At 41.9% G+C, this 23,797-nt stretch carries 25 protein-coding genes and 1 tRNA gene; 19 read left to right on the forward strand and 7 right to left on the reverse strand.

Going from position 1 to position 23,797, the window contains the following annotated elements:
• Window positions 1-450 (reverse strand): cation transporter (locus tag QZY09_RS22085; RefSeq protein ID WP_295676206.1); only part of this gene is annotated, 450 nt, incomplete at its 3' end.
• Between the two features lie 233 nt (window positions 451-683).
• On the opposite strand from QZY09_RS22085, the gene QZY09_RS22090 reads away from it, so the two are divergent.
• The 6 genes from QZY09_RS22090 to QZY09_RS22115 all read left to right on the forward strand — a co-directional run bounded on the left by QZY09_RS22090 (window position 684) and on the right by QZY09_RS22115 (window position 5,675).
• Window positions 684-757 (forward strand) — tRNA-His (locus QZY09_RS22090).
• Window positions 758-931: 174 nt separating this feature from the next.
• Complete coding sequence (locus QZY09_RS22095; RefSeq protein WP_295676208.1) at window positions 932-2,191, forward strand: phage integrase SAM-like domain-containing protein; 1,260 nt, start codon at window positions 932-934, stop codon at window positions 2,189-2,191.
• A gap of 334 nt (window positions 2,192-2,525) precedes the next feature.
• Window positions 2,526-2,834 (forward strand): helix-turn-helix transcriptional regulator, encoded by a 309-nt coding sequence (locus QZY09_RS22100; protein WP_295676210.1) that lies wholly within the window; start codon window positions 2,526-2,528, stop codon window positions 2,832-2,834.
• Window positions 2,835-2,837: 3 nt separating this feature from the next.
• A complete protein-coding gene (locus tag QZY09_RS22105) occupies window positions 2,838-3,899 on the forward strand; it encodes a type II toxin-antitoxin system HipA family toxin (RefSeq protein WP_295676212.1) in 1,062 nt (353 codons plus the stop codon).
• Window positions 3,900-4,442: 543 nt separating this feature from the next.
• The gene (locus QZY09_RS22110; protein WP_295676214.1) at window positions 4,443-4,940 is read left to right on the forward strand and encodes a DUF3347 domain-containing protein; all 498 of its coding nucleotides are present in this window, start codon (window positions 4,443-4,445) and stop codon (window positions 4,938-4,940) included.
• A gap of 318 nt (window positions 4,941-5,258) precedes the next feature.
• On the forward strand, window positions 5,259-5,675 hold the full coding sequence (locus QZY09_RS22115; RefSeq protein ID WP_295676217.1) for a DUF3347 domain-containing protein: 417 nt from the start codon (window positions 5,259-5,261) through the stop codon (window positions 5,673-5,675).
• A gap of 83 nt (window positions 5,676-5,758) precedes the next feature.
• Here the strand turns inward: QZY09_RS22115 and QZY09_RS22120 are convergent, their stop codons facing one another.
• Window positions 5,759-6,532: an HAD-IIA family hydrolase gene (locus tag QZY09_RS22120; protein WP_295676218.1), complete on the reverse strand. Its 774-nt coding sequence runs from the start codon at window positions 6,530-6,532 to the stop codon at window positions 5,759-5,761.
• Between the two features lie 512 nt (window positions 6,533-7,044).
• Here QZY09_RS22120 and QZY09_RS22125 point away from each other — a divergent pair.
• A complete protein-coding gene (locus QZY09_RS22125; protein ID WP_295676221.1) occupies window positions 7,045-7,629 on the forward strand; it encodes a TIGR00730 family Rossman fold protein in 585 nt (194 codons plus the stop codon).
• Between the two features lie 67 nt (window positions 7,630-7,696).
• Here the strand turns inward: QZY09_RS22125 and QZY09_RS22130 are convergent, their stop codons facing one another.
• Window positions 7,697-8,830 carry an MFS transporter gene (locus tag QZY09_RS22130; RefSeq protein ID WP_295676223.1) on the reverse strand — a complete coding sequence of 378 codons (1,134 nt, stop codon included), beginning with the start codon at window positions 8,828-8,830 and terminating at the stop codon, window positions 7,697-7,699.
• Window positions 8,831-9,072: 242 nt separating this feature from the next.
• On the opposite strand from QZY09_RS22130, the gene QZY09_RS22135 reads away from it, so the two are divergent.
• The 12 genes from QZY09_RS22135 to QZY09_RS22190 are packed head-to-tail and all read left to right on the forward strand — an operon-like array spanning window position 9,073 to window position 18,761.
• Window positions 9,073-10,593, forward strand: a complete 1,521-nt coding sequence (locus QZY09_RS22135; RefSeq protein ID WP_295676225.1) for an NAD(P)/FAD-dependent oxidoreductase — start codon at window positions 9,073-9,075, stop codon at window positions 10,591-10,593.
• Window positions 10,590-11,426, forward strand: a complete 837-nt coding sequence (locus QZY09_RS22140; protein WP_295676227.1) for a phytoene/squalene synthase family protein — start codon at window positions 10,590-10,592, stop codon at window positions 11,424-11,426. The genes QZY09_RS22135 and QZY09_RS22140 overlap by 4 nt, the downstream gene beginning before the upstream one ends.
• A complete protein-coding gene (locus QZY09_RS22145; RefSeq protein ID WP_295676229.1) occupies window positions 11,423-11,905 on the forward strand; it encodes a hypothetical protein in 483 nt (160 codons plus the stop codon). Before QZY09_RS22140 ends, QZY09_RS22145 begins: the two co-directional genes overlap by 4 nt.
• Before the next feature lie 8 nt (window positions 11,906-11,913).
• Entirely contained in the window at window positions 11,914-12,435 is a 522-nt protein-coding gene (idi, locus tag QZY09_RS22150; RefSeq protein ID WP_295676231.1) for an isopentenyl-diphosphate Delta-isomerase, read from the forward strand.
• A gap of 3 nt (window positions 12,436-12,438) precedes the next feature.
• Window positions 12,439-12,903 carry a sterol desaturase family protein gene (locus QZY09_RS22155; protein WP_295676233.1) on the forward strand — a complete coding sequence of 155 codons (465 nt, stop codon included), beginning with the start codon at window positions 12,439-12,441 and terminating at the stop codon, window positions 12,901-12,903.
• Between the two features lie 2 nt (window positions 12,904-12,905).
• A complete protein-coding gene (locus QZY09_RS22160) occupies window positions 12,906-13,661 on the forward strand; it encodes a lycopene cyclase domain-containing protein (protein ID WP_295676235.1) in 756 nt (251 codons plus the stop codon).
• Window positions 13,658-14,341 carry a GTP cyclohydrolase I FolE gene (gene folE, locus QZY09_RS22165; RefSeq protein ID WP_295676239.1) on the forward strand — a complete coding sequence of 228 codons (684 nt, stop codon included), beginning with the start codon at window positions 13,658-13,660 and terminating at the stop codon, window positions 14,339-14,341. Before QZY09_RS22160 ends, folE begins: the two co-directional genes overlap by 4 nt.
• On the forward strand, window positions 14,338-15,054 hold the full coding sequence (locus QZY09_RS22170) for an SDR family NAD(P)-dependent oxidoreductase (RefSeq protein WP_295676241.1): 717 nt from the start codon (window positions 14,338-14,340) through the stop codon (window positions 15,052-15,054). Before folE ends, QZY09_RS22170 begins: the two co-directional genes overlap by 4 nt.
• A gap of 10 nt (window positions 15,055-15,064) precedes the next feature.
• A complete protein-coding gene (locus tag QZY09_RS22175; RefSeq protein ID WP_295676242.1) occupies window positions 15,065-15,712 on the forward strand; it encodes a flavin reductase in 648 nt (215 codons plus the stop codon).
• Between the two features lie 3 nt (window positions 15,713-15,715).
• Window positions 15,716-16,963 carry an NAD(P)/FAD-dependent oxidoreductase gene (locus tag QZY09_RS22180; protein WP_295676244.1) on the forward strand — a complete coding sequence of 416 codons (1,248 nt, stop codon included), beginning with the start codon at window positions 15,716-15,718 and terminating at the stop codon, window positions 16,961-16,963.
• 2 nt (window positions 16,964-16,965) lie between these two features.
• A complete protein-coding gene (locus QZY09_RS22185; protein ID WP_295676246.1) occupies window positions 16,966-18,039 on the forward strand; it encodes an oxygenase MpaB family protein in 1,074 nt (357 codons plus the stop codon).
• 32 nt (window positions 18,040-18,071) lie between these two features.
• A complete protein-coding gene (locus QZY09_RS22190) occupies window positions 18,072-18,761 on the forward strand; it encodes a MarR family winged helix-turn-helix transcriptional regulator (RefSeq protein WP_295676248.1) in 690 nt (229 codons plus the stop codon).
• A 281-nt stretch (window positions 18,762-19,042) separates the two neighbouring features.
• Here the strand turns inward: QZY09_RS22190 and QZY09_RS22195 are convergent, their stop codons facing one another.
• Genes QZY09_RS22195 through QZY09_RS22210 form a run of 4 tightly spaced genes read right to left on the reverse strand, consistent with a single transcriptional unit; the run spans window position 19,043 to window position 23,261 of the window.
• Window positions 19,043-20,437 (reverse strand): TolC family protein, encoded by a 1,395-nt coding sequence (locus tag QZY09_RS22195; RefSeq protein ID WP_295676251.1) that lies wholly within the window; start codon window positions 20,435-20,437, stop codon window positions 19,043-19,045.
• Window positions 20,438-20,452: 15 nt separating this feature from the next.
• Window positions 20,453-21,580 (reverse strand): ABC transporter permease, encoded by a 1,128-nt coding sequence (locus tag QZY09_RS22200; protein ID WP_295676255.1) that lies wholly within the window; start codon window positions 21,578-21,580, stop codon window positions 20,453-20,455.
• A 4-nt stretch (window positions 21,581-21,584) separates the two neighbouring features.
• Window positions 21,585-22,538 carry an HlyD family secretion protein gene (locus QZY09_RS22205; RefSeq protein WP_295676258.1) on the reverse strand — a complete coding sequence of 318 codons (954 nt, stop codon included), beginning with the start codon at window positions 22,536-22,538 and terminating at the stop codon, window positions 21,585-21,587.
• Between the two features lie 9 nt (window positions 22,539-22,547).
• Window positions 22,548-23,261 carry an ABC transporter ATP-binding protein gene (locus QZY09_RS22210; protein ID WP_295676261.1) on the reverse strand — a complete coding sequence of 238 codons (714 nt, stop codon included), beginning with the start codon at window positions 23,259-23,261 and terminating at the stop codon, window positions 22,548-22,550.
• Window positions 23,262-23,797 lie beyond the last annotated feature (536 nt).

Consider the following 23,797-nt stretch of genomic DNA (forward strand, 5'->3'; position numbering starts at 1 on the left):
ACCCACAAATATCAGCACGTCCATATTAGGTATTCCTGCTTTGATCGAGTTAAAGGCGCTTTTGCCAAAATGTACACATCCAAGTATAAATACCGGTAAACATATGAGCATTTGCACCACCGGATTGTGCAAAAAATGCCAGGGCAAAACCATATGCAACAGGAGCGGAGCCGTTAATATGGCGCTGAACAGGAATTTGTTTTCTATCTTATCGTAAAACGGGGTAACCTGTAAGGCTGGGTCGTCCACCACTTTAAAACCTAAGCCTTCAATATCTTTTATAATAACCGGCAGGTCATCCGGGCTGCCGCCTGAGAACTTTACTTCCTCGCCGGCAAAGTCTACCATAATATCCTTCAGCCCTTTTTTCTCCAATAATTTATGGATGGACATGGCGCAGTTATTACAGTGCATTCCCGTTACATTTAATTCAACCAATTGCTCTGCCATAGTGATACAAATTTACGATTTAATTGAGTGTTTGAACAGGAATTGGGTAAGCCTATTGTAATTTTAGTGGGAGGTTGATTGAGTTGATGAAGTGAGTGGTTGATTAAGTTGATAGCGGGTGATTTCCAGCACCTGCCAACAATATTTCAACTTTGCAACCTTCCAACTTTTCAACAATAAAAAAAAGACTTTGCAAATAGCGCGAAGATTTCTATTTTTGCAATCCCAACACGGTAGATGTAGCTCAGTTGGTTAGAGCATCGGTTTGTGGTACCGAGGGTCGTGGGTTCGAGCCCCATCATTTACCCATTTCTAAAAAGCCTTTTTACAGTAGTAAAAGGGCTTTTTTTATGCCCTCAGGGCTGTTTTTCGATAAAAATTCTAATTCGTCAGTTGAAAGCTGATGTGTTGTGTTTAACACGAAAAACTGCCCAACTTGACGAAAATGTTTTACAAATGTTTTACAACGCATTTCGTCGGTATGGCTACAATAAAGGAAGTGGTTCTTAAACACCACAAAAAAGAGGACGGTACTTATAATATTAAGTATAGATTGACTCACAATCGAAAAATAACCTACATCAACACGAATCATTTCGTTGGGGAAAAGCAACTAAAGAAAGACTTTACTGTAAAAGACAAATTTTTGCTCTCCGTGATTTCGACTGATATAGCCAAATACCGGATGAAGTTATTAGAGCTGGATAGTATGCTGATACATTTTGATGTAAAGCAATTGGCAAACCGTCTTACCCAGCAAGATGAAAATTCCGTAATCGATGTGATTGCATTCGCGAAGCAATATGTAAGCGACTTGATTGAGCAAGGCAGAAAAGGGACCGCCTATCCAATTTTGACAGTTGCTAATAGCCTTTGTGACTTTTTCGGAAGTCAAATAGTTGAGATAGATCGAATAAATTCAATAATGCTGCCTGACTATGAAAGGTATCTGAGAAAGGAAAGAAAATTCAAACGTAAAAATCAATTTGGAAAAGAGATTAACTATGGTAGCAAAGGCCTCTCAGATTCCGGTCTTCATAATCACATACGTGAACTTAGAACACTTTTTAACGCTGCGCGGGCTCGGTTCAACGATGAAGATAGGGGCTTGATTAGGATTAAGCACTACCCCTTTAAAAAACATAAAGTAATCGACGCTCCGATGACTGCGAAAAGAGCATTAACTGTCGAGCAGATTATTAAAATCAGGGACTTCAAATGCATTCCAGGTTCCTGTGCAGAACTGGCAAAGGAAATTTTCCTTCTTTCATTCTATATGTGCGGAATGAACGCAAAAGACATTTATGACCTTCCCCAATCTGCCGTAGTCAAAAAAAGGGTTAATTATAATAGGTCAAAGACTAAGGGAAGAAGAAAGGATAGTGCTTTCATAAGTATAAATCTAATTCCGGAAGCATCGCAATTTTTGTTCAAATACATTAATCGAATTCGCGACAGATATGCAGAATCAAGTAACTTTAATAAGGCATTGAATAAAGGGTTGAAGGAAATCGGTGAGGCATTAGGTATTCCCTCATTGACGATGTATTGTGCTCGACATTCATTTGGTAGTTTAGCCCGTAACGAATGCCGGTTTTCGAAGGACGATGTAGCATTTGCTTTAAATCACATTGACCACACAACGAGGACAACAGATATTTATATTAAGCCCGATTGGCGGATAATTGATGACGTTCAGATTAAGGTTGTGTCATTGTTAAACCTGAGAAGAGGTAAATAAATACTAAGTTTTTACAAACAGTTTATTATCCAAAAACATAATCTTTTGGTTTTGGTATAAATTTAATTGTAAGTAATTGATTATTATGTATTTACGATAATGTTAGGGTAGAGCTCATATTAGCCGACATAGGCAAAATAAATGTTAGCATCAAATCTATCGTGACAAGTGTTGACGCTCACTGTTCAAATTTGACCGAAATTAATATATATGTCAGTTTCAACCCATCTCGTTAATATTCAGCAATAATAAAAACCATTTGACTATTTTTATTTAGCTATAATGTTTTATATATTAAACATTATAGCTATTTTTGTTTTCTATATTAAACATTATGAAAAAGCAACTCGTTCTATTGCCAAAAGCGCAGCAGGTGCTCAACGACCTCGGCGAGAATGTTAAACTGGCCAGGCTCCGCCGGAAATTGAGCGCTGCGCAGGTTTCTGAAAGAGCGGGCATTAGCCGCGCAACGCTGTGGCAGATAGAAAAAGGAACGCCGACGGTTGCGATGGGCGCCTATTTTCAGGTATTGTTTGTAATGGGGCTTGAACGGGATTTTTTGAAACTCGGGGCGGATGATGAGTTGGGAAGGAAATTGCAGGATGCCGGTTTACTGTTAAAGGAAAGAGCACCAAAAAAATAAGTTATGGCAAGGAGGATTTTGGTATATGCTGATTGGGAAGGACTCCCTCAGGCAATACAGGTTGGTACATTGACTGCCGACATGATCAGGGGGAAAGATGTGTTTTCGTTTGAGTATGCGCAGGCCTGGCTGCGGGTGCCTCAGGCGCAAATGCTTGACCCGGATTTGCAGTTGTTTTCCGGCCCGCAGTATTTGAATGACGATAAGCCCAATTTCGGGATGTTCCTCGATTCGTCGCCGGACCGCTGGGGACGTGTTTTGATGAGAAGACGTGAGGCGATCACGGCAAGGCAAGACGGCCGGACCGCGCGACCGCTCAATGAGTTAGATTTCCTGATAGGCGTATTTGACGGTACCCGAATGGGCGGGCTGCGTTTTAAGGAAACAGCAGATGGCGAATTCTTAAGCCATGCGACTGAATTAGCCGCGCCGCCATGGGTGACGTTGCGCGAACTCGAATATGCCAGCCTGCAGCTGGAAAATGAAGCTTTAAGTGATACAGAAGAGCTTCGCTGGCTGAAAATGTTAATGGCGCCAGGTTCGTCACTTGGCGGCGCAAGGCCCAAGGCGAGTGTAACGGATACCTCCGGAGATCTTTGGATCGCGAAGTTTCCGAGTACAAATGATGAATACGACATCGGCGCATGGGAAATGGTCGTATGGGAACTGGCCGTTAATGCAGGAATCGGCGTTGCGCCTGCGCAGCTTCACCAGTTTTCGGGGCGTCACCATACTTATCTGACTAAGCGGTTTGACCGGGTTAACCAAACCGGCAGAATTCATTTTGCTTCGGCTATGACCTTGCTCGGACAGCAAGATGGCGCTGATTTTCACAACGGAGCAAGTTATTTAGATATAGTGGGTTTTATCATCCAGCACGGGCGTAATGTCAACGACAACCTGAGGCAATTATGGACAAGGATGACCTTTAATATTCTTGTAAAAAACACAGATGATCATTTACGAAACCATGGATTTTTATTGAAGGATGGCGGCTGGGAACTTTCGCCTGCTTATGATCTGAATCCCAATCCCCGGGGGAATTGGATATTCCGGAGGCCTTGACTATGTAATTCCGTAGGATGAAGATCATTGATTTGTGTAATTGGATTTTAAAATCATTGTTTTTAGTCAATAAATTAGCGTGGTCAAAGTGTTGCGGTATCGATTTTTTGTGTTCTCGGAATGACGTGGTCAATGACGCCGGAATTTCCACTGACAGCCCTGAATGATCTTTTTCAAGCTACTAATGACTTGCCTATGCCCGAATTTGAGCGAACTTTCTATAAGGTTCGGAGTTTCGAGGAGGAATTTGAATTCTGGTTCGATTTTAGGTTTTTGGTTCACCCTGCAATTTAAGCATAAGTATCGACTTCGGTTGAGGTCGAATCGAATTTTCGGGCATTTTACAAAAAACTAATCGGGGCATGTTGAGTCTAATAACAACAAGTAATTTTCTGCGAAAAAAACTATAAGTCTGTTCGAGACGTTCATCATAAGTAACATAAAACTTCCCTTCAGAAATGTGGGGGACGTTTTTATTTTTTAATCTGTATTGATAAACATTTTATAATAAATTTACCCCTTGATTCTAACAATATAAACACCATGAAGACGATAAAAACACTAACCTTCACGCTTGTTTTAGCGTTATCCTTTTCGTTCGCCCGGGCACAAAATAACATTAATGGTATTACCAGCGCTTATTTTACCGTTAAGAACGCCCTGGCTGCTGGTAAACCAAACGATGCTAGTAACGGGGCCAAAACCCTTTTGGCTGCGTTGTCGGCTCCCGAGACTGGCTTGAAGCCTGACCAGGCAAAGTTGTTTAACAGTTATGCTGAAAAACTAAAATTTGATGGCCGCCATATCCTTGAATCAACTGACGTGGCTCACCAGCGCGAGCATTTTGCCAACTTGTCAAAAAATCTATACGAAGTGTTGAAAGGACTTAAATTAAACACCTCAACTGTTTATATGGATTATTGCCCCATGAAAAAAGCTTATTGGCTGAGCGAGAGCGCCCCGATTAAAAACCCATATTACAGCGATAAAGCGATGGCAACTTGCGGAAAAACTACCGCAACTTTGGCTGCCGTTAAATAGATAATTAATAAAAAACTTTGTGGTAGTATAGCCGTGCAATTTATTTTGCCCGGCTATATTTGTTTTGAATAATATTTATTTTATTTTTAAACCTATAATAAATATTTGATAAAATATTGATTGTGTTTGTTTTAGTGTCCCCTACATTAAAGCAGAATATTATAAATTTTAAAACAAAGAGGGAAACAGCCAATCTTTATTACAGTATATCCAATAGTTATGAAGGCCTTTAAAACTTACCCGTTAATAATAGTATTTACCTTATTAACCTGTTCTTTGTTCGCTCAGAAAGGAAAGTCTGACAATAATATTAACCAGATGATAAGCTTATATTTCGATATGAAGAACGCGCTTGTCAATAACGACGGAACAACGGTAAAAATAAAAGCGAATAAATTGTATCATATTTTAGCCACCGATCCCGGAAAAGGGCTGGATCGCGATCAAATGCTTTTTTTGGCTGATCACCTGGAAGATTTGATGAATAACTGCCAGCAAATGTGTTATACCATTGATAGAATTGAACAGCGGCCTTATTTTGCCAGACTTACAAAAACCCTGTACTACCTGGTAAAGGGGCTTAAAATTAATACCACTACCATTTATATGCATTATAGTCCGGCAAATAATGCCTACTGGATGAGCGAAACAATGGCTATTAAAAACCCTTATAACCCATACAAAGAATGGTCAACTGACGGTAAAACCACAGAGATCCTCGCCGCTAATAAATAAGCCCGGGGATTTATACTTTTAAATAAAATTAGAGATAATGGACGCTTAATCTTACCCCAATCTCTAACTCCAATCTCTAACCCCTACCACCATTTCAGCGGAAACTGGATCTCCTCAACTGATCCAACGATCATATCAGGTTTAAAAGCATAATGGCTGAGGTCCTCCTTTTGGGCAATACCCGACAGCACAAGGATGGTTTTATAACCCATTTGTACGCCGCCCTGGATATCGGTTTCCATCGTGTCGCCCACCACAGTAGTCTCGGCTGTTTCCAGTCCCAGGAATTTGCGTGCCGAACGCATCATTACGGGGCTTGGTTTGCCGGTAACAAACGCTTTGCGTCCGGATGCTTCTTCAATCATCGCGGTGGTTGCTGCTATGCCCAAATTATTCCAGCCGGGTTTTTTTGGGGATGGGTCGCGGTTGGTAGTAATAAATTTGGCGCCGCCCAGTATCATATCCACGGCGCGTTGCACCATTTCCAGCGTAAAGTTCCTTCCCTCGCCCAAAACCACAAATTCCGGATCGGTATCAACTAAGGTGATCCCATTTTCGTGCAGGCTGGATAGTAAACCGCCTTCGCCTAAAACATAAGCTGTTCCGCCTGGCCCCTGGTCTCCCAGGAATTTGCCGGTAGCCATTGCGCTGGTGTAAATATGATCTTCGGCAACCTCCATCCCAAGTCCTTTTAATTTGCGCGTAACCTCCAAAGGGGTGCGCTGGCTGTTATTGGTCATAAAGGTAAATGGTATATCGTTTTCAAGCAGATGGGCTATAAATTTATCGGCGCCATGTATCAGGGTATCGCCGCTGTAAATTACGCCATCCATGTCTATTAAGAGTCCTTGTTTCATCGCAAAATTGTTTTTAAATATAGAAAAATAGCTCAAATGTTAAGCCTCTTTCTAAGTGCAAAGATACGTATGAAACTGAAAAAAATATCAATATTTTAACATTAATGATAATATATTGATATTTTGGTAAATTATTAATGGTTGTATTAAATAATTGTTAAATGAATAAATTAAGATATTTATTGAGGCTGCAGGTACATACGGCACTAAAGTACTAATATCTCAAACTTAATATCTGTGGGCCATTATTTGGGCAGGTTATATTTGAAGGAATTATCATTAACTTAAAAATTGCCGGGCTGGTAAATGGAGACTTGCATAGTTGTCGTTTTTTAAGTTAGCCAGGGTAGTTTCTCTTTCAAGAAAGTACGGTAGTTTTCAGGTTATTCCTTGTTATAGGATACATCCACTATGGTAATTTTAATAAAATATTATCGGAACCTTTTTAAGTTTTCGTACTTTTCCAGCAGGCACAATCAATAAATCAATACTAACTAATTCAATAATTAATCATGAGATCCATCTGCGTTTTTTGCGGCGCTAATTTTAACGGCGACCCTTTATTAAAACATGCTGTTGAGGAGTTAGCTAACGTTTTGGTTAACCGTAACATTACCCTGGTATTTGGCGGCGGCAAAGTTGGTGTAATGGGTATTTTGGCTGATGCCGTTTTAAACAATGGGGGCAAAGCAATAGGAGTGATCCCGCAGTTTTTAATGGATAAAGAAGTAGGCCACCCGGGCCTGACCGAACTGCACGTAGTGGAGAACATGCACCAGCGAAAACAGATGATGAACGACCTTTGTGATGGCTTTATGATGCTGCCGGGCGGTTTTGGCACTTTGGAAGAATTTTTTGAGGTGCTTACCTGGCTGCAATTAGGATTGCACAATCACCCGGTGGGTATATTGAATGTTAACGGGTTTTACGACCTTTTGCTAGAGCAAATGGATCTAATGGTCGAACAAAGGTTTCTGAAGCCTGCTAACCGCCGGTTGGTACTCACAGCCGGTGATGCTATTGAATTGGTTAACCTGATGGAAAATTGTAAAGTTGATCCGGATGAGGTTTGGTTTAAGGATAGAAATTTGACATAAAAAATGTTGCATATGCGACGTAACATGCCGCCTTAAATATTAGGTAAGAATGCACTGTATTATTTATCTACAAATTTGCTTTGACAATTGACCTGTACATAAAGAAATACCCCGTGCCCGATATAAAACTTAACCCGGCGAAGATCCACCATAATAAACTGAACCCGCCAAGCGCGATGATCAATCCACCCATAGTAGGGGCGATGATCATTGCCGCTGACCACGCCATACTGTACAGCCCGGCGTACTGTCCCCTGTTATGATCTTTTGAACGCAGGATCCAAAAGGAGTTCATAAAGGGCATACTGAGCATTTCGCTGAAAGTAATCAGCACAACGATAAGGGTAGCCGCAACCGCTGATGGTGGAACAATATTGATCAAAACAAAGCCCAACCCACCCATAAAAACACCAGTATAAATATAAACAAGCCCTGGCCGGCGCCCTTCCAGGTTATGGATCAGCACCATTTCAACAATGGCGATCAGGATGCCGTTTAAGGCCATCAGGAAGCCAATAAAAGGCAGGCTAAAATGCCAGGCGATTTTATAGAAGGCAGGTTCAATGATCATGAATTCATAAAAACAAGTAAAGAACAGCAGCCCGAAACCAATAAACAACAAATAGGTTTTGTCGCGGTAAGCTGAGGTCCTGATATCAGGAAGGTCCACCTTTTTATAACTTTTCACGATGCCGGACTTCGGCATCAGGATCACCAGGAATATTGCCGCAAGGATATTAGTGCCCCCGTCAACCCAAAAAAGCAAATGGTAATTAATTGCAGCTAAAAAGCCTCCCAGGCCACCGCCAAGCGCCCAGCCAATGTTAATAGCCAGTCGGTTAAGTGAAATAGACCTGGTTTTGTTTTCGGGGCTGCTGTAATGGGCTATAGCGCTTGAATTTGCCGGCCGTACCGACTCATTGCAAAGGCTGAGCACAAACGCGCCGATACACATGCTTAAAAAGGTATGCTGGTACCCTAAAACAATAAAGAGGATACCCCCGCTCATCATAGCGCCTACCTGGAGGTCGTAAAACCCGATTTTATCGGTTATTTTGCCGCCGAAAAATCCCCCGCAGATGGAGCCTGCACCAAATATGGTCATTACTATCCCGGCCTGCTCAATCGTAAAATGCAGCTGCTTAACGCAGTAAACACTCATAAACGCTACCACCATGGTGCCGCTCCGGTTAACGAGCATCACAATGCTTAAAAACCAACTGTTACGGGAAAGGCCTTTAAATGCTTGACGGTATAATTGGAAAAAGGAGGCGAACATCACACAAATATAGGTGAATGGGCGATTTAAAAGTATTCCACCTGCCCTGTAGAAACAAGAAATTCATTTTAATGCAATAATATACTAATAGTATAAAAGTGATACCATATTGTATTATAATTGCAATTCAGTTTAACGGGTATTAACCCAACTCAAATCTATCAATGTCAAATCGCTTAGTTAGTAATGCCGGATTACCAGATGTCGAAAGGCCCGCAGTAGCAGTAATCGGTTCAGGCTTTTCAGGTTTAAGTGCGGCCGCTTATTTAGCCAAAGCTGGCTGCAGCGTAAATATTTACGAGAAGAATGCTGAAACAGGCGGGCGTGCCAGGCAATTGATAAGCAACGGCTATACTTTTGATATGGGACCCAGCTGGTATTGGATGCCTGAAGTATTTGAAAATTTCTTTAATGATTTCGGGTATTCTGCTGCTGATTTTTATGAACTTAAGCAACTTGATCCCGGTTTTACCATTGTTTTTGGAGAAAAGGATGTTTTAAATATCCCGGCAAACTACCAGGCCTTAGAAGAATTATTCGAATCCATTGAACCCGGCAGCGCAAAACAGTTGGCCCTTTTTTTAGACGAAGCCGCCTATAAATACCAGACAGGAATGAATAAGCTCGTTCAAAAACCAGGCCTTTCGTTATTTGAATTTGCTGATTGGGACCTGGTCCGCGGGGTATTTAAACTCCAGGTATTTACGTCATTCAGCAAACACGTCAGGCGTTTTTTTAAAGACGAGAGGCTGATCACTTTGATGGAATTCCCGGTATTATTCCTGGGAGCGATGCCTGAAGAAACCCCCGCATTGTACAGCCTGATGAATTATGCAGGTCTGAAACTTGGTACCTGGTATCCCAAAGGCGGCTTTGGTAAAGTGATAGAAGGAATGCAGAAAGTTTGCAAAGCGCAGGGTGTTGTTTTTAACCACGATTCAGCTGTCACCCGTCTTAATGTCGTTAATGGTAAGGTGACAGAGCTTAGCTCTAAAGGCAGTACTACTTATTACGATGGTGTTATCGCTGCTGCAGACTATCACCATGTGGAGGAAAAACTAATTGACACCGGCCTTAGAAATTATGACGAGGCTTATTGGAATAAACGGGTAATGGCCCCATCCAGCCTGATTTTTTACCTGGGTGTAACCCAAAAAATTGAAAAACTTGGACACCATACCTTGTTTTTTGACGCTGACTTAAAGGTACACGCAAGGGAGATCTATAAAGAACCGCAGTGGCCCACCAAACCACTTTTTTACGTTTGTTGCCCATCAGCGTCAGACGATAGCGTTGCACCGGCAGGGCATGAAAATTTATTTATACTGATGCCGCTGGCCCCGGGTATTGAAGATACCGAAGCCTTGCGGGAAGAATATTTCGAAATGATCATGCAACGCCTGGAAAACTATACCGGCGTAGCTATCAGAGCGGTGCTGGATTACAAAAAAAGTTATTGCGTAAACGATTTCAAATCCGATTACAATTCTTTTAAAGGAAACGCGTACGGCCTCGCAAATACACTAATGCAAACTGCGCATTTAAAACCGTCCATCAAAAACAACAAGATCAGGAATCTTTTTTATGCCGGGCAACTTACAGTTCCTGGCCCCGGGGTTCCGCCTTCTATTATTTCAGGCAAGGTTTCGGCTCAATTGCTCATAAAATACCTCAATAATAAATGAAAGAAAGATTTGATACTTTATCTGCCAAATGCAGCAGGGAAACAACCCGGCATTATAGCACCAGTTTTTCCCTGGGAATACTTTTTTTAAAGAAGGAAGTTCGCGGCCCTATACATGCCATATATGGTTTTGTACGTTTGGCCGACGAAATAGTAGATAGCTTCCATGGTTATCCGAAGTCATCGATGCTGGCTGAATTGAAACGGGATTGTTTTACGGCTATTGAACGGGGTATCAGTATAAACCCGGTAATCAATTCGTTTCAGCAGGTGGTTAACAAATTTGGCATCCGGCATGACCTTATCAACCAGTTTCTGAACAGCATGGAAATGGACCTGCATGACCAGGCATATACTGCCGAAAAATATGAGGAATATATTATGGGCTCTGCTCAGGTTGTCGGCTTGATGTGCCTGCACGTGTTTATAAATGGCAAGTACGAAGAATTTGAGCGGTTAAGAGTTCCGGCAATGAAATTGGGTTCAGCTTTCCAAAAAGTGAATTTCCTGCGGGATGTCAATGCTGATTACCAGGAATTAAACCGCACGTATTTTCCGGGAGTTAATTTATCTGCCTTCTCTGACGAGAATAAAAGAGCTATTGAAGCCGATATTTCGAGAGAATTAAATGAGGCCTTAAATGGGATCAGGCAGTTGCCGCGTTCATGCCGGAAAGGCGTTTACCTGGCTTATGTATATTACAGGCAGCTTTTTCGCAAGATCACGAGGATACCCGCAGAGAAAGTGATGTCGCAGCGGATCCGGGTTTCTAACGGCCACAAGTTTTTGCTGATGTTTGATTCATTGGTGAGGTATAAATTAAACGTATTATGACGGTTATATTATGGCTTTCCCTGTTGCAGGCAAAAATCCCGGGCGTACAAACTATTGACCTCAGTACGATCAGGCATCTTTATCAACGTGCTCCCGTGATCAAACAGGATGCCTGGCAATTAAATCGGCTCATGTTGCAGGTTGACAGCAACACGGATGCACCGGTATTGCTATGCTATAAAGGGGCAAATGAAATGATACAGGCGAAATATTCATTGAATCCGATAATAAAGCTTGAAAAATTTAACAGGGGGAAAGAGTTGATAACAAAAGCGCTAAACCGCGACACCCTCAGCCTGGAAATGCGTTTTATTCGTTATTCCATACAAAGCAATCTGCCGGCTTTTTTAGGCTTTCATGATGAAATGTACACTGATAAACGTTTTCTGCTTGACAACGTTAAAATCAGCAATGACCCTGAACTGAAAGAAATGATCTTTAACTATTTATCGGCCACTAATCCGGAAAAATTAAAATAATTAGAAAATTGAAAGAAAGTGTAATGATTGTAAACGCCAAAGGCCAGGCGATTGGGACTATGGATAAAATGGCTGCTCACACGTCTGGAACGCTGCACCGCGCGTTCTCTGTTTTTATTTTTAATACCAGTGGCCAACTATTGCTCCAGCAAAGGGCCTATGATAAATATCATTCCGGAGGTTTGTGGACAAACACTTGCTGCAGTCACCCGCATTTAGGTGAAATGACCATTGATGCTGCCCACCGGCGATTAAAAGAAGAAATGGGAATTGAAAGCGAATTAACAGAGTTATTTCAATTTACCTATCGGCACGAATTTGATAACGGGTTAATTGAACACGAATATGATCATGTATTTATCGGCGTATGCGACCAAACGCCTGATCCTAACCCCGTTGAAGTTGCTGGTTTTAAATATATGGACGCCGATGCTTTGATAGCAACATTAATTAGCCATCCGGATGAATTTACCGCATGGTTTAAGATTTGTTTTGAAAAGGTACTGGAAAACTACTATCAAACATATTAATATATGGATCTGCTAATTTATATCGGCATTGTTTTAACCACATTTATTGGAATGGAAGGCGTTGCGTGGTTAACACATAAATACATTATGCATGGTATTTTTTGGTTCCTGCATCGTGACCATCACCATAAGGACCATTACGGCTTTTTTGAAAGGAATGATTTTTTCTTCCTGATATTTGCTTTGCCCGGCATTGCATGCCTGGCAACAGGCACCATCTATCATTTAGCGGCCTGCACCTCCATTGGCATAGGCATTACCCTGTATGGTGCATGCTACTTTTTTGTGCACGACCTATTTATTCATCAGCGGGTAAAGGTGCTGCGTAATTCGGAAAACTGGTATTTGAAGGCGATCAGGCGGGCGCACAAAATGCATCATAAACATACAGGCAAATATGATGGCGAAAGCTTTGGGATGCTCTGGGTCTCCCGGAAATACTTCCGCAACAACCAAAAAAGCAAATAGGTATGAAATTTACGTATCTCCTGATTGATTTTTTTACGGTACTCGTTCCCTTTGTCTTTTCATTTCATCCGCGGATAAAGTTTTACAAGCACTGGCCTGCCCTGTTTCCGGCGATGATCCTGACAGGGATAATTTTCATCGGCTGGGATATGTATTTCACCCAATTGAAAATATGGGGTTTTAACCCCGCCTATTTAACTGGGTTTTATATGGGCAACCTGCCTGTTGAAGAGGTGCTTTTCTTTTTTTGCATTCCCTATTCATGCATATTTACCTATGCTTGTTTCAACGTGCTGTTTAAAAAAAGACTATCTGAACGTGCAATACTTGTCATAAGCACCGTATTGATCGTTTTATCTGTTTTTATGGTAATTCGTTTCAGTACGCAGTATTATACGGTTTATACCTTTGCGTCTTTAGCTATCTTATTATTTATAGCGCAGTACTTTTTAAAAGTAAACTGGCTTTCCATATTTTACATCACCTACCTGGCGCTATTATTACCTTTTTTTATTGTAAATGGGTTACTAACGGGTACCGGGCTGGAGGCTCCTGTAGTTTGGTATAGCCCGGTACATATTATCAATCTTCGGATGTTAACCATACCCTTTGAAGATATATTTTATGGCATGGATCTGATCCTGCTTAACATGATTATTTATGCTTTCTTAATCAAAAAAAAATTGCAAACGACCAAATATAGCGCGGGCATCGGTGCAACTTCCTCAAATAATGCTAATTCCAATAAAAATTCATGATAAATAACGAAACATTGAATGACCGTACTATTGAACAGGTTGTAAGTGACCTTGAACAGGAACATTCCGGTTCAGCGTTTAATACACCCCTGCGGCCAGATGCATTTGAAATGGACGATGAAACTAAAATCGATCATATTGCCAGGCATTTCAAATCTATTATGCAGGTGCTGGGAATGGACCTGGCTGATGATAGTTTAAAAGACACCCCAAATAGGGTTGCCAAAATGTATGTAAAAGAGATCTTTAGCGGCCTTAATCCCGCCAATAAACCTGAACCGACATTATTTAGTAATCCATTTAAGTATAAACAGATGCTGGTGGAAAGAAATATTGCTGTATTCAGCAATTGTGAGCACCACTTTGTCCCCATTGTTGGGAAGGCCCATGTTGCTTATATCAGTAACGGTCAGGTAATCGGTTTGTCAAAATTGAACCGGATCGTTCAATATTGTTCTCAACGGCCGCAGGTACAGGAAAGGCTCACCATTCAAATTGCCAATATGCTGAAAGAAGCATTAGGCACGGAGGACGTTGCGGTTATAATAGACGCGTATCACCACTGCGTATCAAGCCGGGGTATAAGGGATGCCGGAAGTACAACCCTCACCGCTGAGTATGGCGGCCAATTCTTAAATGCCGAAACAAAAAATGAATTTCTAAAATATATCGGATCATGAATTTTGAGGGAAAAAATATACTTGTAGTAGGTGGAACTTCAGGCGTCGGCCTTTCGTTGGTCAAAATTTTAAATACTAATGATGCCACGGTATATGTTATTTCAAGGTCTGAGCCGGATAATTTGGTCGAGGGGGTTAAGTATCTGCAAGCTGACATTACAGGAACACTTGATGCGATTGCCGGTTTTTTGCCCGACGAGTTGCACGGAATGGTGTACTCGGTTGGCAGTATTAACCTTAAGCCATTCACCAGGCTAACAGAAGAAGATTTTTTAAACGACTACCGGATCAATGTTTTGGGTGCAGCACGTATTATTCAGCAATCTCTCAAACAATTAAAAAACGCAGGCAGCGCATCAGTCGTTTTGATCAGCTCAGTTGCGGCAAAAACAGGGATGCCATACCATGCAAGTATAGCTGCTGCAAAAGGAGCTGTTGAAGGTCTTGCATTGTCACTCGCCGCTGAGCTGGCCGCTAACCAGATACGGGTAAATGTGGTGGCGCCATCGCTTACAAACACCCCATTGGCGCAAAATCTGCTGAATACCCCTGAAAAAAGAGAGGCATCGGCAAAAAGGCATCCATTGGCGAAATATGGTCAGCCTGAAGATATCAGCAATGCAATAAGCTTCTTATTATCAGATGAAAGCAGCTGGATTACCGGGCAGGTTATCGGGGTCGACGGAGGCTTGGGTAAATTAAAAACAATTTAAAATGGTAAGTATGATGAGCGATCAGATTTGTGAACTCGATAAACAATATCGGATCAACCTGATCAATAGTTTGGTAGGTTATAAATCTTTACACCTGCTGGGCACCGCCGGCACTGATGGCATTACTAATTTATGCCTGGTTAGTTCTGTTTTTCACCTTGGTTCAAACCCGCCGCTGCTGGGCCTTGTGATGCGCCCTGAACGCGAGCACAATGACACGCTTCGGAATATCAGGGAAACGGGGCAATACACCTTGAATAATGTGTTACCCGAAAGGTATATGCAGGCACACCAAACCAGTGCCAGTTACCCGTCACGCGTATCGGAATTCGATACTTGTGGTTTTACAAAACAATATGTTAGTGGCTTTAAAGCGCCTTTTGTAGGGCAGTCTACCATTCGGGTTGGTCTTGAACAGCGTGAGGTGATCGATATGGAAATTAATGGCACCACCATTATCATTGGTGAGATTGTCCGGATAATAACCGATGACGAATTGATCGCCGATGATGGAACCGTTGATCATTGTGAAGCACAAACCATGACAGTAGCCGGATTAGATACCTATTGTCTTCCGCAGCCCGTAGGGCGACTGGCCTATGCTAAGCCGGGAATTGAACCTCATTTGTATACAAATATTAATAAATACGTGATATAAGTGATGAAAAAGGATGCGGATGTAGTCATTATTGGTGCAGGTTTAGCAGGTTTAACAGCAGCTAAAGTATTAAAGGCTGCCGGTAAATCGGTTCTGGTAATTGAAGCTTCGGATGATGTGGGTGGCAGGGTAAGAACGGATGAAGTGGATGGTTTCCTCCTCGACCGGGGTTTCCAGGTTTTCCTGACCGCCTATCCTGAAGCGAAACGTTTTTTAGATTACGAAGCGCTCGAACTTTGCCGGTTTGACCCCGGCGCGATGATCTTAGCCGGAAACGGCATTAGCCGGATAGGCGATCCCATGAGGAAGCCGGGAACCCTGTTCAGTACTTTATTTTCATCCGCTGCGACATTTACGGATAAATTGCGAATGCTGCGATTGAAGCTAAAGCTTTCCCGTAAAACAATTGATGGTATATTTGCAGAACCCGAGATCACAACCTTAGCCTACCTCAAAAAAGAAGGATTTAGCGAAATAATCATGAGCCGGTTCTTTAAGCCATTCATGACCGGCATTTTCCTGGAAGACCAGTTAAGCACATCAAGCAGGATGTTTGAATTCGTGTTTAAAATGTTTAGTGAAGGAGATGCAGCCATTCCCGCTAAGGGAATGGGGGAGATCCCATTACAATTGGCCAATTGCTTGTCAGCAGACGAGATCTTGTTTAACCAGCGCGTATGGGCGATTGAAGATAATAATGTAACAACTACTAACGGAGCAATCTATAAGGGTGATTTTATACTTATTGCTACTGACCGGCTCGGTTTACCCGTTCCGCTTCAACAAACTGTAAACGCCTATCATTCCGTTACCAATATTTATTTTAAAGCCGATAAAAAGCCTTTTGAGTTACCGTTGATCACTTTGAATAGCCTCCCTGGAAAGCTGGTAAATAATATTGCAGTAATGAACCGGATATCGGCCCGTTATTCATCAAATGGGGATGCCTTAATATCGTTATCAATCATTGGTGACCACTCATTAACAGGCGAAAAAGAACTTTGTGCAAAAGTCATAGATGAATTGAAAAACTGGTATCCAGAGGCTGTTAGCTGGAAGCATTTAAAAACGTATCACATTGCATATGCGTTACCAAATGACGATCATGTGCGCAATGAGCCGGTGTACAAAAACATGCGTTTGAATGCCAATTGTTTTGTTTGCGGTGATCATTTGATGAATGGCTCAATTAATGCAGCTATGAAAAGTGGAAGATTGGCTGCGGAAGCCATTATAAATACGATGCGCTAACGATGACCGGACAAAGAAATTACGACAATAAGATATTAAACGTCAAAAGAAGGACTGGAGACCCGCCGGCAGATGAATTTGTGAACTATATATTTGCTGACCCGGCAAAAAAGCAGGAATTGCAGCAATTGCTGGGTAAAAATCCAGGTGCAGGCCAATTAAAATTTTTAAAAGAAGCTTATCCCGATTTTGCATTTATACGTAATGCCGGCGAATTACCGCCATGGGCTGAACCCCGGTTAATGAAAGCCGGGTCAGTTTTTTTTGCCAGGCATTCCGTAAATATCATGAGTTTACTTGGCCTGCTTTCTTTACCCTACTGTTATACGGCAGCAAATGGCGCTATGGTTTTGTATTTGTCTGAACTTATCCGGAAGCAAACTACCAAAAGGCTTTATGACACTGCCGTTTTTGTTTGGGAAGTAATGGGCCCGGATGCATTTGAAAAACAGGGGAATGCGTTTAATGAGATCCTGAAAATACGCATCATGCACGCTGCAGTGCGTTATTACACGCTTAAAAGTAGTAAGTGGGATGATAGCTGGGGCTTTCCAATTAACCAGGAAGATATGGCAGGTACCAATCTTTCTTTCTCTTTGATCGTGATCCGTGGGCTCCGAATGCTTGGAATACCAGTTAGTCAGCCCGAACAGGAAGCATTTATGCATGTTTGGGCTGTGATTGGTTATTTGACTGGCTTAAATGAAGATTTAATCCCTGAAAACGCCAGGCAGGCCCGGCACCTTGATGAGATGATTAAACAGCGCCAGTTCTGCGTATCTGAGCATGGAAAGGAGCTCTCTAAATCCCTTGTTGAACACATCCTGTCGGTTAATAAAAGTAAAGCGACTGCTGATGAGATTTTGGGACTAATGCGGCATTTACTTGGAAAAGAAATTGCAGATATGCTTTCGATAAATGCCCCTGAGCTACCCGGTTATAAACTTACGCTGATTAGAACAATAAATTTTTTGAAGACATTTAATCCAACCTTTAACAGCGGTGAAAGTTACAGAAGGGCATATGCCGGATTTAAAATGCAGAACCCTGACCTGGATAAAACGAGACGTGTTTGAATAATTAACCATTACTGATAACTTTACCCACCATGAAATCATACCAGCTTATTCATCAATTGATAGACCTTGTAGCCCAACTGGAAGAAGAGAACCAGGGGCGGGAGGTGTCTATCCAGGATTTTACAGGTTTTTTGTTGAATAAAGTTGGAGATCCTGCCGGGAATTTTGTGAATAGCGAAGTGAGGTTTGGAAGTAATGATACAGCGGCACTGGAGATCGCTTACCAGCTGGATAATAACATCGGCAGATTATTTGTCTTTATGAGCCGTTACGCAAAATATTATATCAAAAAGGCTTTGGAAGGAACTTCTTTACAGACAGGGGAGGACTTTACGGCACTGGCTATTTTGCTTACTCACGATAACTTATCAAAAAGCGAGTTGATCAGCCATAATTTGCAGGAAAAAACATCGGGCACTGAAGTCATCCGGCGGTTGATCGCCGCGGGATTGGTTAGCCAATGGGATGATGAAAAAGATAAAAGAAGCAAGCATATCGCGATTACAAACGAGGGCAGGGAATTGCTTTACCGGGTATTTGTGGATATGAGCCGCGTTAGTAAAATGATCACAGGGAAATTGTCAGTTGCCGAGAAGTTTACCCTGCAATATCTATTACAGAAGCTGGAAAATTTTCACCTGGAACATTATGAAAAGAAAACCATAGCAACCAAGGCCGACCTCATAAGCTTTATGGAAGAAAACAGCCTTGCAACATAAGCGAAACTCTCCTTTCCTATTTTACAGACACCGACCGGATGATCGAAACAGACTGAAAAGAAACGCACTCTGTTTTTTTAATACTCTGTATTAAAGTTAATTATATTGAGTTTTTTTAGTGCTTCGTAGGTGAAAATTTTTAAAAAGAGCACATTGGATTTTAAAAAACGCTGACTTAAAATTGTCTTGATATTGGTAAAGAGCTGAATACGATCAATAAAGAGTAATGAAGTAAGTTTTTTTGACGGTTATTCATTATCACCATAAACCTGCTCTTAAATTTATTGCCACAATTTATTCAAACGACCTGTCGCTTTCAGGTAATCCAAACGGTAAATCCATAATTGTTTTTCCCCTAAGGCGTAGTTTGCCAAAATGCTTTCGAGGCTTACTTCCGCTGTATTTAAAGTAGATGCTGACTCCTGGCCTTCGTCAAACCGGTCCTGCATTATTTTTATGGTTTCCTTTGATAGGGATATATTTTCTTCCAGCGTCTTTAATTGCGCCAACACGCGGTCGGATTTTATTTTTGCGGTTACAGCATCTTTGGTGTACTCGGCTGATTTATCATCGCGTTGGTCATTAAACTGGTACGATTGTAATTTTAATTGCTGTAATTTATTTTGTTTGTCTTCACCAATTAACAGCGGCAATTTTACATCCAGGCCCACATAACTCAAACCAAACCACGAATTCGCAGCTATGGGGCTAAACTGGTTGGTGTATTGATTAGCGCCTAAAAACCCTTTCATGCTGATGGTTGGTAAATATTTTGCTTTTTCAGTAGCTGCCTGCAAAGCGGCAAGTTTGCTCTCCAAAGCCAGTTGCTGTAATTCAGGTATGGAGTCGCTCGTCGGTGCAAAGTCTGATCGTGCCGGATCATAGCTTTTATAAAATCCCGTATCGATAATAATATCCGAGTGTGCAATATCATCCTGCCCGATGAGGAACAACAGGTACACTTTATTCTCAACCAGCTGAGATACGGCATCCGCCAATTTTTGCAAAGTATTATGGTGATTGATCAGCGCCGTGTTGAGGTCCGATTTAAGCAGACGTTTGGCTAAAAATTTATTTTTCTGCAGCTGATAGCTGATCCAGGTTCTGGCGGTATCAGCTATCGCTAAGCTAATCTGTTCTTGTTGCAAACCAATGTTGGCATAGGCCTGGGCCACGGTGTAAACTAACTCATATGTTGTTTGTGCCTGTGAGGCTGCTGTAATCAGTTCCTGTAGTTCTGATTCGCTTTTTTCTCTGGATATGGAAACATCCAGCAATGGCTGTACCACGGTAACGCCAGCAGCCTGCGACCATTTGGTGCCAAATTGGATGTTTTTTGTTGCATTTGGAGGATAAGCCGGATTGAAAATACCAATCGGTAAAATCGATGTTTGTAAAATGGGATTGTACAGATAATTGTATTCAACCGATACTTGCGGCCAGTATTTTTTGAGCAGGGCTTCTGTTTGCAGTTTTCTGATCGTCAGGTCTATTTTACCGGCCTGCATGTTTTTTCTGTTGGCTAAGGCGCTGATGATAGCTTGCCGCAACGACACAGTGGTTTGCGCAAACGCAGGAATGGTGGAGAGCAACAATAGCAGGATAACGGCCAAGCCGGTTATTTGTCTTTTTAAATTACGTATCCCTTTTAGCGGAAATTGGGTTGAAAAAATCATGTTGGTTCGTGTTGATCAATTAAAAACAGCCGCCGGTTCAACACTGCTGATTCTTCGCAATGCAAATGAAGCTCCTCCTAAAGAAATTAAAGCAATTGTTAAAAACATGCCTGATATGACCAGGGGTGAAAAACCAAATATCAGACCGGATTTTGCAACGCCCATCCGAAATCCTTCGAGCAAAAGCATGCCGATAACAAACCCGGCAATGGCAAAAAACATAGCCTGCGTTAATATCAGCCGCCTGATATACCCGTTACCAGCGCCGATGGCCTTTAACGTCCCGTAGTCTTTCAGGCGGTCAAGCGCAGAAGAATACATGGTTAATCCGATAATAAAGAACCCGGCGATCAGCGCGAAAATAATCAAGGTACCGGTACTTAACGCGATACCGCTTGAGCCGAGAATTTTTTTGATGGTTGATTTAGCTAACTTTTGCGACGGCCAGGCTCTAACGCCGCTAATCGTACTGTTGATCCTGGCAACAACATCATCGGCATTTGTACCCGGCACCAGCTTGACTAAAACAGCGCTAATGTTATTAACCGATTGGTTGGAATAAAACCGGGCGCGTTCAATGGAGGTAACGGAAATACTGCTGCCAAACCCACGGAATCCTTTCGTCTGGAGCGCAAAAAAGGCACGTTTGCCATTGATCTCAAAATCCGTCCCAAGATTGATATTATCTCCAATATTTTTCTTCTCAAAAAATTCAGCGCTTACGGCGCCATCCATTTGCAGGTCGGCGGGTTTGCCTGCAATAATTTTGCCGGAATCTAAAACGGTATTCAATTTTGATATATCAACACCGATGAGTGTGATCGCGCCGCTGGTGCCATTATTATAGTTACAAGATGCCCCTGTGATCAGGATGGGGAAGGCTTCCTTTACGCCGCTAAGTCCCTGAACCGCCCGAAGTGTACGGATATCCAGTTTCCCCAACTGGTTCACATCGTCTGTTTTACTGTCAACCACCCAGATATCCGCTTTAACGTTAGTGGCAAGCGATCCCATTAAGCCGGTTAAAAAAAAGAATACGCCCAGTTGCTGCCCGATCAAAAAAGTGCTGATCAAAATACCGACAATCACACCGATACTCTTCGCTTTGTCAAATCTGATAAACTCCCAGGCGGTCTTAAACATATTGTTATTTCTTTTGGTTAGTCGAAATATCGATCACACATTCAACTCTTGCATTAAGCAGTAGCTTTTCAGAATTGTCCAGCACGATTTTAATTTCTCGTACCCGCCGGTCTTCCTTTTCGCCCGCCTGATCTGTAAAAAGTGATTTCTTTTTCAGGAAGGCAGAAGTAAAATAAACCGTTCCCCTAGCCAGGGTATCCAATGAGCCGGTGTTCCGCACCCATGCCCTTTGGCCCACGCTGATCTTATCAGCAAATAATTCATCGATCTCGCAATCCGCAATGGTTTTCCCCTGCGGACTGATTTGAACGAATGGGGTTTGCGTGTTCACGGCACCACCTATCAGGGTGCTTATTTCAAGTATTTTCCCTTTTAGGGGTGATTTAATGATTTTCTGGTCCAATTGCTGTTTGGATACTTCAAGAGCCGCTTTTGTTTCTGCTAATTTGCTTTTGGAAACCTGGGCATTCGCCTGAAGGCGGTTTAGGTTGGACTGAAAACCCTTTAAGCTGGTATTGGCGTCATCTACCGTTTGTTGTGTTTCTGCGCCCTTACCTAATAGTCTTTGCAGCCGCTGTAATTCTAATACACTGTTATTGTACTTGGCCTGGTATTCTTCAACAGCGGCATTGTCCGCTTTTATCTGTTCGTACTGCGTATTCACCTCGCTTGAAAGCTGGCTTACCTGCGCGTCTTCCACAGCGTGTTGCAGGTCTAAAATAGGCTCTCCTGCCCGAACAGAATCGTTTTCCTTTTTGTAAATATGTTCAACAATGCCATTTGCCGCTGATGAAAGTTGAATGATTTCATGCTCCGGAACGATCTTGCCAATACCAACTACCCGGGTGATCGCGGGGTTAGCTTTCGCTGGCGCATTAGCAGTTGACTTGCCATTGGGATTACCCGAACATCCGGCCAATAAAAACAACCCAGTACAACAATAAAAAAGCTGCTTCATATCCTGATTTTAATGAGGTTCAATTTCTTCTTCTATAGGTTTATCGCTTACTGCACCATCCGTAACATAAACAATACGGTCTGCAAATGGCCGCAGACGGGTATCATGGGTTACAACAGCTACGGCCTTACCTTGTTTCGCCAGCGTTCTGAGTTCGTCCATCACAATACTCACGCTTTTAATATCAAGGGAAGCTGTCGGCTCATCGCAAAGAATTATTTTAGGGTTGGTTACCAAAGCTCTTGCTATGGCCACCCGTTGCTGCTGGCCACCACTCAGATCATTGGATAGATTTTTCAAGCGGTCACCCATGCCTACTTTGACCAGCGCTTCCGTAGCTTTTTGTTTGGCTACCTTGTCAGCAATACCTTGTAATTGCAAGGGCATCATTACATTTTCAAGGGCCGTGAGCGGCGCAATTAAGTTGAATTTTTGAAAAACAAAACCGATTTTCTCCAGCCTGATCTTTGCCAGCTTTTTTTCACTTAATTGAGTAACATTGATGTCATTGATCCAAACCTCTCCAAAACTTGGATAGATGACACAGCCAAATAAAGACAATAAGGTTGTTTTTCCTGAACCGGAAGGTCCAATAATGAGCGTAAGTTCACCTGCCTTTAGATCACAAGAGGAAGCTTGTAACGCCGTAATTGTGGTGTCACCCATTTTGTATTCCTTCCCTGCTTTTAACAACCTTGCAACAATTTTATGATCTGCCTGCATTCTGTTCTGCTCAGTTTACAATTTAGTTTATAAAGTTAAGCATAGCATGGTGTAAACCAGCATTGGTCGGTCATCAGGCTATTAATTAGTTTTAATATAAATAGACAATGTAATGAAAAACGAAGATGGGCGCGGTTTGTAATTTCTCCCTTGTGGTCAGATTTGCGGAATTTCTCGTTTTTTTCTTATCGGGCCGGATAATGAAGTGGATACCGAATTTGTTAAGTGTTTTTATATGACTTATTGGTATTGAACACCTTGAAAGAATTTGATTAATTTTGAATTGGCTAAAATATAAAAACCTGTAAATTAATTTATTTACAGGCTTTTTGATATCAGCTGATATCGTTTTTGTGCGCCCACCTGGGCTCGAACCAGGGACCAAAAGATTATGAGTCTTACGCTTATCTTGAAAAAATAACTTGTATCTTATTTACGGTGAGTAATTTACAAACAAAAAAGCGAATGTCAAAATTTTGTTGTACCATATTTGTACCGGTTCTATTTAAAAAAGTGATAAATATTTGGAATCTAAT

This window comes from uncultured Mucilaginibacter sp. (assembly GCF_903913935.1).
Taxonomy (GTDB): domain Bacteria; phylum Bacteroidota; class Bacteroidia; order Sphingobacteriales; family Sphingobacteriaceae; genus Mucilaginibacter.

Coding starts and splice junctions, on each gene's coding strand:
- QZY09_RS22180 (WP_295676244.1), top strand. CDS start 15,716: ATGAAAAAGGATGCGGATGTAGTCATTATTGGTGCAGGTTTAGCAGGT.
- QZY09_RS22105 (WP_295676212.1), top strand. CDS start 2,838: ATGGCAAGGAGGATTTTGGTATATGCTGATTGGGAAGGACTCCCTCAG.
- QZY09_RS22210 (WP_295676261.1), bottom strand. CDS start 23,261: ATGCAGGCAGATCATAAAATTGTTGCAAGGTTGTTAAAAGCAGGGAAG.
- QZY09_RS22125 (WP_295676221.1), top strand. CDS start 7,045: ATGAGATCCATCTGCGTTTTTTGCGGCGCTAATTTTAACGGCGACCCT.
- QZY09_RS22190 (WP_295676248.1), top strand. CDS start 18,072: ATGAAATCATACCAGCTTATTCATCAATTGATAGACCTTGTAGCCCAA.
- QZY09_RS22185 (WP_295676246.1), top strand. CDS start 16,966: ATGACCGGACAAAGAAATTACGACAATAAGATATTAAACGTCAAAAGA.
- QZY09_RS22200 (WP_295676255.1), bottom strand. CDS start 21,580: ATGTTTAAGACCGCCTGGGAGTTTATCAGATTTGACAAAGCGAAGAGT.
- QZY09_RS22170 (WP_295676241.1), top strand. CDS start 14,338: ATGAATTTTGAGGGAAAAAATATACTTGTAGTAGGTGGAACTTCAGGC.
- QZY09_RS22100 (WP_295676210.1), top strand. CDS start 2,526: ATGAAAAAGCAACTCGTTCTATTGCCAAAAGCGCAGCAGGTGCTCAAC.
- QZY09_RS22135 (WP_295676225.1), top strand. CDS start 9,073: ATGTCAAATCGCTTAGTTAGTAATGCCGGATTACCAGATGTCGAAAGG.
- QZY09_RS22155 (WP_295676233.1), top strand. CDS start 12,439: ATGGATCTGCTAATTTATATCGGCATTGTTTTAACCACATTTATTGGA.
- QZY09_RS22145 (WP_295676229.1), top strand. CDS start 11,423: ATGACGGTTATATTATGGCTTTCCCTGTTGCAGGCAAAAATCCCGGGC.
- QZY09_RS22095 (WP_295676208.1), top strand. CDS start 932: ATGGCTACAATAAAGGAAGTGGTTCTTAAACACCACAAAAAAGAGGAC.
- QZY09_RS22140 (WP_295676227.1), top strand. CDS start 10,590: ATGAAAGAAAGATTTGATACTTTATCTGCCAAATGCAGCAGGGAAACA.
- QZY09_RS22110 (WP_295676214.1), top strand. CDS start 4,443: ATGAAGACGATAAAAACACTAACCTTCACGCTTGTTTTAGCGTTATCC.
- QZY09_RS22205 (WP_295676258.1), bottom strand. CDS start 22,538: ATGAAGCAGCTTTTTTATTGTTGTACTGGGTTGTTTTTATTGGCCGGA.
- QZY09_RS22160 (WP_295676235.1), top strand. CDS start 12,906: ATGAAATTTACGTATCTCCTGATTGATTTTTTTACGGTACTCGTTCCC.
- QZY09_RS22175 (WP_295676242.1), top strand. CDS start 15,065: ATGATGAGCGATCAGATTTGTGAACTCGATAAACAATATCGGATCAAC.
- QZY09_RS22130 (WP_295676223.1), bottom strand. CDS start 8,830: ATGCTCGTTAACCGGAGCGGCACCATGGTGGTAGCGTTTATGAGTGTT.
- QZY09_RS22115 (WP_295676217.1), top strand. CDS start 5,259: ATGATAAGCTTATATTTCGATATGAAGAACGCGCTTGTCAATAACGAC.
- QZY09_RS22195 (WP_295676251.1), bottom strand. CDS start 20,437: ATGATTTTTTCAACCCAATTTCCGCTAAAAGGGATACGTAATTTAAAA.
- folE (WP_295676239.1), top strand. CDS start 13,658: ATGATAAATAACGAAACATTGAATGACCGTACTATTGAACAGGTTGTA.
- QZY09_RS22120 (WP_295676218.1), bottom strand. CDS start 6,532: ATGAAACAAGGACTCTTAATAGACATGGATGGCGTAATTTACAGCGGC.